The organism is Paenibacillus cisolokensis (assembly GCF_018403665.1).
GTDB lineage: Bacteria > Bacillota > Bacilli > Paenibacillales > Paenibacillaceae > Paenibacillus_AH > Paenibacillus_AH cisolokensis.
In genome coordinates this window covers 1-13035 of record NZ_BOVJ01000055.1, presented here as the reverse complement: position 1 = coordinate 13035, position 13035 = coordinate 1, and the positions used below count along the sequence as shown (strand labels likewise).

Below are 13035 nucleotides of genomic sequence, written 5' to 3'. Positions count from 1 at the left end.
TTTAGGTGAAGTCTACCACACCCGTCAGCAAAATCAAGACCGAATTTACCTTGCAAAACGCCACAAATGTTGGAGGAAGCAAAATCTTTCTGGAATATCTCGAAAAATCAAGCTCGATAAGGCTTTGCAGAATTTAAATTGTACCAAGCAAGGCAATTCCCTGTTCCCTGTTTTCCGCATCCTGCTCTATCTCATTGTCGGCTGGATACTCGGATGCGAACGCCTCTTTCATTTCCGCAGGCTGCAACACGACGCGCTCATCCGGCGGTTTCTCGGCGGGCGCTGTCCGCATCACACCCTGCTGTATAAGGAACTGAATCGACTCGGCGAGACCCGCCCAACCTTAACGCTGGATTTGCGAAAGCTGAATCAGCAGATTATGGCAACCTGTTTGCCTTCTGAACTCATCGTGGACCTAGACTCCACGGTGGAAACGGTATACGGTCACCAAGAGGGAGCGGCAGTCGGCACGAATCCCCACAAACCCGGACGTAAAAGTTACCATCCGCTGATGGCGTTTGAGGGCCAGTCGCGCCTGTGCCTGAATGCAGTACTGCGTGCTGGGAATACGCACGCTTCCACCGATGCAGCCGCCTTCCTCCGTCAGATCTTTGAACTGCTTGGTGACCGTCCGGTAAAGTACGCTCGGTTTGACAAGGGATTTGGCGGCGAAGACTTCTACAGCCTATGGGAAGCCAAGCGAATTGGGTATGTCGGGAAGTTGAAATGGACGCAGCGACTTCAGGCCGAAGTAGGGCGATGCCGCTACTGGAAGCTTCGACCTGCTCATCAAGCTACTCGCCTACAATCTCTACGAGAGATTCAAGCGAGACTGTTGCGAATCGGTCCTTCAAGGATACCGATTGCCCGGTTCCGTCTAGAGTTTTTCCACTGTGCAGCTAAGATAATTCAGCATAGCCGACAAGTCGTTCTGAAACTGGCTAAAGATTTCGCGAACCGCTGCGTCTGGCAACGTATCGCCGCCAAAGTCGCTGCCTTGGAATGACATTTACCACGAATTCACATGGAAACCGTTCAGCCCGATCCTATGGGGAGGGGGAAAGATTACCCTCATTTCAGAATTGACGTGCAATCCAACTGGGTATTTCCCTGTTTATTACAGTTGTTACCGACTCATCTTGCTACAAACTGGCTACCATTATGGGCTTTCGAAATTCAGGCTGAATTTTCAATCCTAAGGGAATATTTGTAATTATTAACTTCTTTGATTCTTCTAAATCAATGTAAACTATATCGTCCCCAGTTCTTTCGAGGGCTTTAATAATTTCCTCAATGGACATTTCCACAGTTCCTCCAATTGATCCAAATTCCGAGGGGCTAAGTGCAATGTTTATGGATTATCCTAAATAAATGATTTTACATATGAAGCCAAACTTTTATCGACAAGATCACCATGTTCGATATTTGCATTCATCCAATGTATACGCTCATCCCTACTTAAAATCAAACTTGAATAGATTATTGCCCTTCTACCCCAAGGTTCAACTTGATCAATTCGATCTACACAGCAAAAATCCACAACCTCATGCGGTTGTATGGTGGAGGCGAGGGGAGTATCGAAATCCTGATTCAACTTGCTATCCGAAGCTGGCGTTCTGCAGCCGCTCCCTTCGCGCGGACGAACCCTCCCCCCTCTTCGTCTCATGTACAATGAAGAAGGGCCCCGACCTGACGGTCGGGACCCTTCTTCATTGTATGGAGGCGAACCGTACCAAGGTAAATCCACAGTTGGCAAAAACAATAAATTCCCACTTTGTTCATTAATTTCTCTTAGCCAAGGAAAACGGCAGTTCATGAGTAAGCAGATTGGCTTTTTCATTTCTATTGCCCCTCGTTCAACTCTACGCCGTAATGGAATACGTCCCGATTTTCAGCGGAACGTTGTGCTTCAGCGCGGCTTCATAGACGTCCGCATCCCGCTCGGGTACTTCCCTTCCGCGGATCCCGACGATGACTTTCAGTGGTTTGGTTTTGACTAAATCAAAGAAGATGCAGACTTCTGCCCCATCTCGTTCCACAATCGCAACGCCGCTGCAGATCAGGCTTCGATTGAGCTGGATCGATACTTTATTAATCATTCCTATGGCCTTCGGGCATAAAAAAGAGAGCATTCGCTCCTCACCCCGTATTTGTTGTTTTCGTGGCACAAAACTTGTCTATTGCTCCTTCCATTTAGCCGAATATCAGTCGATCGATGATGATTAGAGTGCCGATGAAGTAGCTGATTAGATTAGATTAGAAATCGGCAAGGATAATGGTGAAATTGCAATTAATAATGATCGTTCGTCTGTCGTTCCCCCGACTTCTTCGAATCTTCCTGCAGGCTCCTTATGCGTTTCTGCTTTTTCCGTCAGCTTTTATAAAAACGATGATGATGAGCAGCGCAATTGGAAACGGAAAGAATGTTGGAGATATAATTTATGATGAAACAGAAAAAGCCGCAGGCAACCACCCTGTCTCTGTGCTATCATTACCATAAACCCAAAACGGAGGCGTTTACGTGATCGATTTCGAGTGGTATCGAAGTTTTGTCTTCATCTATCGGCACAACTCGGTTTCTGAAGCCGCCAAATCCCGATTTATGACTCAACCGGCGATGAGCCAGCATCTGGCCTCCTTGGAGTCCGAAGTCGGCGAGCCGCTGTTCGTCCGGACGGCCAGGAAAATGATACCGACCGAGCGTGGGAAGTTGCTGTATTCCGAGGTGGCTCCTCTCGTCGAAGCGCTGGAGCAGTTAAGTGCGGATATCAAAACTTCTTCGCTGCCTAGCCTGAAATGGATCAAAATCGGATCGGCGCCGGAGTTCTACCAAGAAAAAATCCTCCCCTTGCTGCTGAAATTCGGGACCTGCTCGATTTCCCATTTCGGAACTGCGGACAAGCTGCTTGACATCCTGGAAGTGGACAAAGTGGATCTCATCATTACCTCCAAGAAATTTCTGAAGCCGGGAGTTGAGTACGAGAAACTGTGCGAAGAGGAATTCGCCATAGTCGCACCGGTCCACTGGGAGTTTCCCGAAGCCAAAACCTTGAAAGCCCAAGAACGCTGGCTCACTGAACAGAAGTGGATCGCGTACGGGCCGGAGCTGCCGATAATTCGGAGGCTGTGGAGGGAACGTTTCAAGAAGCGCCCTATTCTGTCAACGCCTTACGTCATTCCGAATCTGCACATGATTCTCCGTCTGGTCAAGTTAGGCGCAGGTCTGAGTGTGGTCCCCACCTATCTGCTGGAAACGGCGAAAGAAGGATATGTTCAGGTTGTTTATCAGGACCTGTCCGTGCGGAACGAGTTGTTCTTTGCATACAAAAGCAAACACAAGTACATTCCCGAAATTCAACAAATCATGAAGGTCATCCGCGAACATATTTGAAGGCCAGAGCCAGTCCCATCGGCTTCTGGTCTTTTTTATGCCCCCCATATCCATAAATATTTTTATGATTTGTTGTAAATTTCATAATTTGTTTTATGAGAGATTCAGACTTAGAATAGCGTTGCAACAAAAAAAAGCAAACCTTCAGGAGGTTCCAAAATGTCGAAAAAAATACTCATGGTAGTTACCAGCCACTCTCATATTCATGAAGGAAAAGCAACGGGCGTCTGGTTGTCGGAATTTGCGGAAGCTTATACCGGGTTCAACAAGCAAGGTTGGGACGTGGTTGTGGCCAGCCCGCTTGGCGGAAAAGTACCGGTGGATCCCGCCAGCGTAAGTGCGGATTCGGATGATCCGTCGTTCGCAGAAGCGGCGAAGAGACTAGATAACACCATGAAGCTGAACGATCTGGCTCATGAAAGTTTCGACGCGATTTTCTTGCCGGGCGGACACGGCGCGATGTACGACCTCCCGGCCGACCGCGAGCTCCAATCATTGCTGCGCGACTTCTATGAGTCCGGCAAATTGGTCGCCGCTGTCTGCCACGGCCCGGCCGCTCTGGTTGGTACCTTCTTGTCGGACGGAAGCCCGCTGGTCGCTGGAAAACGCGTGAACGCGTTCACCGACCGGGAAGAGGCAGAGACAGGTCTGGCATCGCATCTCCCTTTTCTGCTGGAAAGCCGGCTCCGCGAGCTGGGTGCGATCTTCGTTGCCGCTCCGAGCTGGACTTCCCACTATGAAGCTGACGGCAATCTAATCACCGGCCAAAATCCGCAATCGACGGTCGCGGTCACGAATGCCGTGATTGACCATCTTCGGAGAGGAGGGGCCTCATTTTGAATTGCAACGGCATGCCCCACGCAGATACGGCCACTTGGCACCGCAACTCCGCGATGGCCATTTACGCGCTGACGCTAGGCGCTTTCGCCATCGGAATGACCGAATTCATCATCATGGGCCTGTTGCCGGAAGTCGCGGTAAGCCTGAACGTTTCGATTCCGAAGGCGGGTCTTCTCATCACGGGGTATGCGCTCGGAGTAGCCCTCGGCGCACCGTTCATCACGGTCGTTACTCATTACATGCCGCGCAAGGCTCTCCTTCTGCTCCTAATGGGGATTTTCATCGTGGGCAATGCCCTCGCGGCTCTCGCCCCTTCCTATGGCGTACTCATGTTCGCCCGCATTGTCGCAGCGCTGACACATGGCTCCTTCTTCGGCGTCGGCTCCGTGGTCGCCGCGGAGCTCGTGCCGAAAGATAAGAGGGCCGGCGCCATCGCCCTGATGTTTACCGGCCTTACGCTCGCGAACATCCTCGGCGTGCCGATCGGAACGTTCATAGGGCAGGAATCCGGCTGGCGAACGACATTTTGGGCGATCACGGCCATCGGGAGCGTAGCGCTGATCGGCTTGATCATGCTCGTCCCGCGCATTCAAGCCGCGCCTTCCCGGTTGAGTCGAGAAATTGGGGTGCTGCGGCGTCCCGCGGTACTGGTCGCGCTTCTGATGACAACCTTCGGCTTCGCCGGCGTATTCACAGCGTTTACCTATATCAAGCCGATCCTGGTGGATATCAGCGGCTTCCCTGTCGACTCCATCTCTTACATTCTCGTTCTGTTTGGGATCGGAATTACGCTCGGCAACATCTACGGCGGCAAACTGGCCGACCGTATGTTGTTGCCTTCGCTGATCGGTATTCTCGTGTTTTTGGCTGTGGTGCTGGCCCTGCTGGGTACCTTGGTTCAATGGAAAATCGCAACCCTGATCGTCGTCTTCCTTCTCGGCGTAGCCGCTTTCGGCACTGTGCCGGGATTGCAGCTACACATGTTGAACACTGCGAAGGAAGCGCCAACCTTGGCCTCAACGCTGAACATCGCGGCGTTTAACCTTGGGAATGCCCTCGGCGCTTATCTGGGCGGAATCGTTATCGACTACGGCATCGGCGGCGGGCTGAAAGCCGTCCCTTGGACAGCCTCCCTGGTTACCATCGTGGGCATTCTGTTCACCTTGTGGGGATATCGCCAGAGCCGCCGGTGATGAGAGCGCTATGCCAACCGTTGCGGCTGACGCGCTATGTTGTCATTTTCGGCAAAGTACAAATGTTCTTGTCACAGACGAGTGACGAGAACATTTTTTTCTTCTCCTAATATTAATTTTTTTGCGAGACTGTGAGGTTCCAGTCGTTTACATATTTAATAGGATTCGTATAGTATCCCCTATCCCTCATTCCGCCGCTTCCGTGTACGACACGCTGATGCAGGTGGCAGAAGCAACTTATTGAGATAATGCAACCGCAAGAGGTAATCGCTCGGGTGGCTCTGATCTGTTTTCCGAAGTAAATGCCAATTAAGCAAAAATCCACAACCTCATGCGGTTGTGGATTTACATGGTGGAGGCGAGGGGAGTCGAACCCTCGTCTCAAATTTTTTAATTGGTTTTATAATGTTTTAATTAGTATCAAGAAGCCTTATTGTATGCTGGTTTTCGGGACTTGATCATGTTATTTGGTGTTAATTCTTTTTAGGAAAAATTAGCGCATTTTATCCCTTTTGGCTACTCCGTGACTACAAAAACCGAGGGGAGTCTGTAGCAAATCCTCAAAAATTTTTTATACTGACATTTACACTCTATGTTCAATAAATTGTTCGAGTAAAGACTAGTGGTTCACAACCACTCTCTTAAGTAACTCAAGAGCTGGTTCGTCTGTTTCATCATTTGTGCAGAGTTCTCCACGAAAGGCGCGAGAGAGGATAGATTTTTTGATTAGATCTATTTTGGAGATAACAGAAACAAGTTCATTTATCTCTCTTTCCTTTTCAAAAATACTATCCAAAATTCTTACTATTTCTTGTTGTTCAAGAAACGGAGGAATAACAAACTCTAACTCTCTGACACGCTGACAATTGAGAGCTTGAGGACCTGTACCATTCCCCTTTTCTCGGTTTTTTTGATATTCTTTTTGTAACCAATACCATAAGAAACGAGGGCATACAAATCCATGATCAATAATGATAGCGGCCACATTTTGATTAGTAGTAGCTTCAATTTCCAATACAGCACTTTGCCCGCGAGTTTTACCTTCCCCTATCATGGCAATTAATACAGTTCCAGCAGGTAGTAATTTCACTGAGGAGTTTTCATAACCTAATCTCGTTATCTTTTCTGTTGTAGAACGTATTACATTATTTCTTACTTCCCCTGAACTTACCCATGGAATTTCTCCGTTCCAGTATTCATGAATTTTTCTAGATGGAGTGCTGCCATTTGTTACAATACCGATGGCACCAATTGTAGAATTATACCAGCTTGGAATTGAGGACAACTTTGCTAATGCTTGTCCTTCTAATATATTTTCCCTGTCTTTTTTAGATAATTTATTTGCAAACTTAGCAACATCCTCTAAAACTGTATTCACAACATTAGGATTATTTTTACGCCATTTAACAGTAAGTTCACCTGTAAAAGCTTTATGAAGAAAAGCAGCTTTACGTGTTTCAAAACTATCCAACGCATTTTCTACCAATTCCTTAGCCTGATCAAGCTTGGCAAACAGACTTTCGATACGATCGACGATGCGTTGTTGTTCTGCGAGTGGTGCTAAAGGAAATTCCACTAGCCCCACTTTACTTCCGGATAACTCCAAAAAAGTAGTGCCGCTAGCATAAGATTCCAGCAGATCTTTGTTAAGGAATAAATACCAGTACAGATAATCTGGTAGAAAGGCCTCTGAAGGCAAGAAATTTTTAAACCCTTGATTAGTGCATAATTCATTTGCAGCTATAGCAACATACCCAATTGGTGCCCTAGAAGAAAGTAACACCGTTCCTTTCGGCATTAATCTGGCTGATGAGTATTTCAAACCTAGATCAGTTATATTCTTCCTTCCCGCAGCAATATATTTTTCAGTGTAACCTGATAAATCTGCAGGAGTAATCCACGGAATATGACCATCTTCATAATATTCTTTTACATTAGATGAAGGAGTACCCCCTCCAACTATTGTCGTAACATTCCCTAACCTCGTCCACACCCAATTCTCTGGCACCTCATACGGCTGCTCATCCTCAGGCACCAATGCTTGCTCCAGCAACTCTTCAGGCGACAATTCCTGTTTCTTCTTCCTTTTAGCCATCAGCGGTTAACCTCCAAAGCCTTCAGTTCCTTCACAACGCTTTGGATCAAATCAATCGCTTCTTCCAATTGAGCGACGACTTCCTCTGCACTTTCGATCGGATCGGGAAGATCCTCATAATCCAGAACGCTGTCATCCCGAATGAGCCCAAGATCAAGACTGTTGTTCTTTTCCCGAATGTGCTCGCGAGTAAACACGCTCCATCGCTCATCCTGAACCTGGCGGCGGTCTTCTGCCGTATAGGCCTTAATAAACCCATCGAAGTGCTCGTGCTTCAACGGATTCGTTTTGCCGAAAGACGGCATATTCGTGCGCAGATCGTAAAACCAAACTTCCTTCGTATTGTCTTTATCCGTCTTGCCGCGGGTAAAGAACAGCACGTTTGTCTTCACGCCTTGGGCATAGAAAATTCCCGTTGGCAGGCGCAAAATCGTATGCAGATTACACTTGTCCATTAAGTCATTACGAATCGCAGCCCCGTCACCGTCAGCAAAAAGCACATTGTCCGGCAGAACGACTGCGGCACGGGCTTTACCGTCTTGTTTTAAGCTGCGATAAATGTGCTGCAAGAAATTCAGCTGCTTGTTCGACGTCGGATAGGTGAAATCATCCCGTGTTGCACGTTCGCCGCCTTTCTTCGTACCGAAAGGTGGATTTGTCAGCACCACATCAAAATCTTTCATCGTTTTGCCTATGTTGGACAGCGTATCGCCAAGCATAATCGGCCCTTCAATATCGTGAAGCATCGCATTCATGAGCGCCAATCGATGGGTTTCATGCACGAGTTCGCAGCCCGAGAAAGCTTCCTTTCGCTGAAACTCCTGCATTTCCGGAGAAAGGGCAAACAGCTCATCCGTATGGTCCTTCACATAACGGTCCGCCGCAATCATAAAACCAAACGTGCCGCAAGCCGGGTCATTGCACCGCTCACCTGGCTGTGGTGCAACAAGCTGCGTCATCACATCAATTAACACCCGCGGTGTAAAATATTGACCTGCACCCGACTTCTTCTCATTGGCATTTTCTCGAGCAACCCTTCATACAGATTGCCCAAGCCTTCTTCCTTCGCCGAGTACCAATCGAGGGCATCAATGGACGTAATAATCTTCTCCAAGTTTTTTGGCTCATCAATATTCGAAGATGCGCCTGCGTAAATTTCCCGCACGCGTCCCGTCGTATTTTCCCCCAAATAATTGAGAAGCTCTTTATAAAACCGTTTCAGTTCCACACCTTGATGCTTCAACAGCTGATCCCAACGATAAGCTTCCGGGATTTGCTCCTCTGTACCGGTTTCCTTTGCCATTTTCAAAAACAAAATATAGGTAAGCTCCGTGACGTACTGATGATAGGTAATTCCGTCATCTCGGAGAACATTACATAAGTTCCACAGTTTTGCGACAATTTCTTGGTTGTTCACGCTGATTGTCCCCCGTCTTCAAACAAATAGTGATTAATATCCGTAATAATGGTATCAAGTTGGTTACGGAAAATCTTATTGATCCGATTGTAACCGCCTTGATTCTTGAATGCACCGCTGTTAAACACATCCCGATCCAAAACGGCTTCATGCAGCAGTACATTTTCGATCCGCTGCAGCCAATCGAGTTCCATTTTACTGAAAGAATGCTTTTCTTTCAGCTTTGCAATCGCACGTTTTGTTCGTTCTTCACGGCTCAACAGCGCGCATCCTAATGCTTCCTTCCGGATGAAGCTGATAATGTCTGCAGTAATCTCCTCATTGGACAACTGCTTCCATGCCGTATTCAACTGTTGCTCGGTAAATCCCTCCCGATCCAGCTCCAACCGCAAGCTCTTCAACGTTTCCCGCGTCAGTTCGCTTGGTCGGGTACAGACAACCTCCAACGCAGCGATTTTATTCATGTTATTCGTAATAAATGCTTTGAACTCATCCAAATAATCTTTCGGTTTTAACCCCTTCCCATATCCACGCTGATGGGATACAAGTTCGTCCTCTTTATCGGAAATGACCACAGCTCTTGGTTTCCGTCCGATGCCTTCATTCAATATATCAAATACGTTCCGATGTTCAAGAATATAATTTTTGGCCTGCTCCACAGGCATCTGTTTAATTTTCTGAATGAATTGATCCGGTGTGTCACCTTGGGCAGCATGGCGGAAATGCGCCAGTCCGTCCTGCGACAAGCTTCTCTTCTTGCGCTGCATTTTCGCTACGATCAGATCGATTTGATTTTGCAGTTGTTTCTCCGTGGGCAGCACTTCCAGTCCCTTCAACAGATCGTCAAAGGACGTATTCGGCTGCTGCACGACAGGCTTCATCGTGTTGACGTCTTCCAGCGACTCATACACCCCAACAGGGTCATAAATTTCAAAGTGCGTTTTTCCGATCTCTGGACAAAGACGCGTCGCCCGCCCCAGCATCTGTTCAAACAGAATCCGAGATTTCACCCGGCGCATAAACACCAAGGTCGTAATTTTCGGCACATCAATCCCTGTGGTCAAAAGATCAACCGTCACGACGATGTTCGGATATCGTTCATTTTTGAAACGCTTAATGGCTTCCTGTACTTTTTTCGGATTACCGCCGCCAATGCTGCCCGTGATCTTCATGATGGCGTCGTTGTCCACACCATAAGGTTCATAGATTTCCTTCAACAGCTTCACAATTAAATCCGCGTGACTGTCATCCACTGCAAAATGAGTGTTTTTGCGTCCCCTTCAGGATTAATGTCCCGTGCGATTTCCGTTAACACGGTGCGGTTGAACGGTTCCGTGATGACCTGGCGGTTAAACTTCTCTACATCAAACTTTAGCTCATCCTCTAACTCGCCGCTGTTGGTGATTTCCCCCGTCACTGGATCATAGATCGGCACGACTTCGCCTTTTTTGTAAACAATACCCTCTTGGCTCAACTTCGTGACAATCGTATGGGGTGCATCATGATCTACGAGATAACCCTCAATAACAGCGCGGCGGTAGGAGTAATTATATACAGGCTGTCCAAAAATTCTCGTCGTTTGTAGAGCCGGTGTTGCCGTTAGCCCGATCTTTACCGCATTGAAATAGTCGATCACTGCGCTGTATTTACTCATATAATCATCCTGATTCCGATACAGCAGCTCGTCATCGCTCATCTCTTTATCCAACATGTATCCGCGATGTGCTTCATCCACAATGATCAGGTCGTAATCGGAGACCGCCGGAATCGTATCTCCTTCATTATACAGCACCCGCTTCACCATACTTTGCACCGTGGCCACATGGACTTTCGTTTCTTTATCAATTTCTTTGTCCGTGAGCTCCTTGATGTTGTAGATATTGTCCAATGTCATGAGCTCTTCGATCTTCACTTCTTTGAATACATCTTGGGCTTGTTCACCCAGAGAAGTACGATCTACCAAAAACAACACCCGCTGAAAACGGCCGGACTTTAAGAAACGATAGATCATGCCAAGGATCGTTCTTGTCTTCCCCGTTCCCGTAGCCATCGAAAGCAGCACTTTATCTTGACCGTTCAGAATCGCCCGTTCTGCTGCTTCAATAGCTTCAATTTGATACTCGCGGAGATTCAGTCCGTCTGGATCACGCAGCAAATCATAAGGGGTCGCTTCCAACCTTTGATCCGCAGAATCTATATCTTTGCTCAGCAATTCCATTATGCCGTCAGGGCTCATCCAGCCTTGAAGTGCTTTCGGGATATTGGAGTTTTTCCGAACGTCCAAAACCAAATCCCGGATTTGGTCTCCAGCTGTTTTAAATATTTCCGTCCGTTCGTTGCAAAGACAAACGGCACTTGATATTGATTCCACTGACCTACTTGATAAGAAGCATGATCTTCTCTAATTGCCTGTGCATATTCTTTGCATTGATTGTCGATGACAGAAGGAATGTCCGTATATTTTCGTTTGGCTTCGATAATGCCCACCATCTGCAAGCCAACAAATAAAGCATAGTCGGCATAGCCCGTTTTACCCTGATGATTCCGTGTCGGCCATTCGGCAATCGCCAAATTTCGCCCTTTTTGCGGCCGAGTCCCCTTGGAATATCGCAAGTTGATTGTATCTGCTTCCCAACCCACTTTGCGCAGTTGCTCATCAATAATATATCTCGTTTGTTCTTCCGAGAGATGAAGCTGCTCTAAGGCACGGTTGCCTCTTGATGCCCGTTCTTCTATCGTTAGCTTTTGAGTGGATTCGATTTGTTGAGCAAGTTTCGTAAGTTCTTCAATTTTTGCTTCTTTTTCGCGAATAATTGCTTCGTAATCACTCTTGGTGAGACGCTTCTCAGCAGGCAGTTCAAATCGCTCCGGATTATACTGCCAGTCTCCATAGGTTTGCATAAACCATATGCACAATTCATGGGCCATCCCCATTAACACTTTGCAATCTTCTAGCGAGTCGTAATTGGCATGCACAGCCTTATTCCGTGCCATCCGAAGGCTGTATAAAATATCGTCGATTTCACGTGGTAATAGTCCCTGTGCTTTCAATGATTTAATCCGATTGGCATGGGTATTATCGTAAGCTGGAGGCTGAATATGATCCAGCTGCATCATGAGATTCACAATCGTTTCGCCGATTAATCCCAATTTAATCAAGCAAGAATTAGGGTCTGAGTAAAGGTACTCTTCAGCAGCACTGCCTATTTGAGCAAGGATCGGAAAGGTGCGATCCAAGAATATAAAATTCGATTTCATCCTTGTCCTCCTCTTGAGATCATGTCCGATATCTTGGGTTCAAATGCTGCATCATCCTGCTGTCATGTATCTCACGATCATGAATTTCTTATCAAAATAAGACCTAAGTATTAGTACTAAATTCGACATGTAATTGCTGTGTTCCTTCCAAATTTCAACCTCGCATATCATAATGCTTTCGCTCACTCATAATAATAGTGCTCTCCACGTTAAAAAGAAAAAAACGAAACTTCGTCAGCATTTTACCGATAGTTTCGTTCCCTTGTTCTACATAAGCAATGTTTTTAAATTTGGTGAAGCCCTCTAGCCTCAGTCGTGGGTAGTAACTTTCGCGTCATAAAGAATTCCACTCTAAAAAGATGAGGGGCTGAAGAATTACCTCATCCTTTTTGCTAGTTGCCAATACTCGGATTGTTCTAGATTAAATCAAGATAGAAAATTCCTTTATCGGTTATACGAACCCTTTCAAACATTATACTGAACACATTATTCTTGAACTTTGAATTCATTCTCCCACCTTTGACAAACGGATCCCCATTAAACTCGATAAAACCTTTTTGCTGTAATCTGGATACATAGTATGCAAGCTCACTGTAGCTTTCCAGACTAGGGAATTTTGATATTAACCTGAATTTCGAAAGCCCATAATGGTGGCCAGTTTGTAGCAGGATTAGTGGGCAACAACTGTAATAAACAGGGAAATACCCAGTTGGATTACGCGACGATTCTGAAAAGAGGGTAGTCTTTCCCCCTCCCCATAAGACAGGGCTAAACGGTTTCCATGTTAATTTGTGGTAAACGTCATTCTAAGGCAGCGACTTTGGCGGCGATACGTTGCCAG

Annotated in this window: 8 protein-coding genes and 2 pseudogenes; 4 read left to right on the top strand and 6 right to left on the bottom strand. The window is 46.8% G+C overall.

Annotated elements, in window-relative coordinates:
* Window positions 1–5 precede the first annotated feature (5 nt).
* A pseudogene (locus PACILC2_RS07560) lies at window positions 6–1006 on the top strand (transposase).
* Window positions 1007–1862: 856 nt separating this feature from the next.
* Here the strand turns inward: PACILC2_RS07560 and PACILC2_RS07555 are convergent.
* Window positions 1863–2099 carry a hypothetical protein gene (locus PACILC2_RS07555; protein ID WP_244863333.1) on the bottom strand — a complete coding sequence of 79 codons (237 nt, stop codon included), beginning with the start codon at window positions 2097–2099 and terminating at the stop codon, window positions 1863–1865.
* A gap of 422 nt (window positions 2100–2521) precedes the next feature.
* Here PACILC2_RS07555 and PACILC2_RS07550 point away from each other — a divergent pair, with 422 nt between their 5' ends.
* The 3 genes from PACILC2_RS07550 (at window position 2522) to PACILC2_RS07540 (ending at window position 5424) form a co-directional block, all read left to right on the top strand.
* Complete coding sequence (locus PACILC2_RS07550) at window positions 2522–3391, top strand: LysR family transcriptional regulator (RefSeq protein ID WP_213528414.1); 870 nt, start codon at window positions 2522–2524, stop codon at window positions 3389–3391.
* A 159-nt stretch (window positions 3392–3550) separates the two neighbouring features.
* Window positions 3551–4231 carry a type 1 glutamine amidotransferase domain-containing protein gene (locus PACILC2_RS07545; protein ID WP_213528413.1) on the top strand — a complete coding sequence of 227 codons (681 nt, stop codon included), beginning with the start codon at window positions 3551–3553 and terminating at the stop codon, window positions 4229–4231.
* 11 nt (window positions 4232–4242) lie between these two features.
* Window positions 4243–5424 (top strand): MFS transporter, encoded by a 1182-nt coding sequence (locus PACILC2_RS07540; protein ID WP_213528415.1) that lies wholly within the window; start codon window positions 4243–4245, stop codon window positions 5422–5424.
* Between the two features lie 619 nt (window positions 5425–6043).
* Here PACILC2_RS07540 and PACILC2_RS07535 read toward each other — a convergent pair.
* From PACILC2_RS07535 to PACILC2_RS07515, 5 genes and pseudogenes are all read right to left on the bottom strand, one after another.
* Window positions 6044–7519, bottom strand: coding sequence for a restriction endonuclease subunit S (locus PACILC2_RS07535; protein ID WP_213528412.1), 1476 nt, complete (start codon window positions 7517–7519; stop codon window positions 6044–6046).
* Window positions 7519–8936 (bottom strand): annotated as a pseudogene (locus tag PACILC2_RS07530) (class I SAM-dependent DNA methyltransferase). The gene PACILC2_RS07535 and the pseudogene PACILC2_RS07530 overlap by 1 nt, the downstream one beginning before the upstream one ends.
* Window positions 8933–10162, bottom strand: a complete 1230-nt coding sequence (locus PACILC2_RS07525; RefSeq protein WP_213528411.1) for a type I restriction-modification enzyme R subunit C-terminal domain-containing protein — start codon at window positions 10160–10162, stop codon at window positions 8933–8935. The pseudogene PACILC2_RS07530 and the gene PACILC2_RS07525 overlap by 4 nt, the downstream one beginning before the upstream one ends.
* Window positions 10163–10164: 2 nt before the next feature.
* Window positions 10165–11220 (bottom strand): DEAD/DEAH box helicase family protein, encoded by a 1056-nt coding sequence (locus tag PACILC2_RS07520; RefSeq protein WP_213528410.1) that lies wholly within the window; start codon window positions 11218–11220, stop codon window positions 10165–10167.
* Window positions 11169–12194, bottom strand: a complete 1026-nt coding sequence (locus PACILC2_RS07515; RefSeq protein WP_213528409.1) for a DUF4145 domain-containing protein — start codon at window positions 12192–12194, stop codon at window positions 11169–11171. Before PACILC2_RS07515 ends, PACILC2_RS07520 begins: the two co-directional genes overlap by 52 nt.
* Window positions 12195–13035: the final 841 nt, after the last annotated feature.

Coding starts and splice junctions, on each gene's coding strand:
- PACILC2_RS07555 (WP_244863333.1), bottom strand. CDS start 2,099: ATGATTAATAAAGTATCGATCCAGCTCAATCGAAGCCTGATCTGCAGC.
- PACILC2_RS07545 (WP_213528413.1), top strand. CDS start 3,551: ATGTCGAAAAAAATACTCATGGTAGTTACCAGCCACTCTCATATTCAT.
- PACILC2_RS07540 (WP_213528415.1), top strand. CDS start 4,243: ATGCCCCACGCAGATACGGCCACTTGGCACCGCAACTCCGCGATGGCC.
- PACILC2_RS07535 (WP_213528412.1), bottom strand. CDS start 7,519: ATGGCTAAAAGGAAGAAGAAACAGGAATTGTCGCCTGAAGAGTTGCTG.
- PACILC2_RS07515 (WP_213528409.1), bottom strand. CDS start 12,194: ATGAAATCGAATTTTATATTCTTGGATCGCACCTTTCCGATCCTTGCT.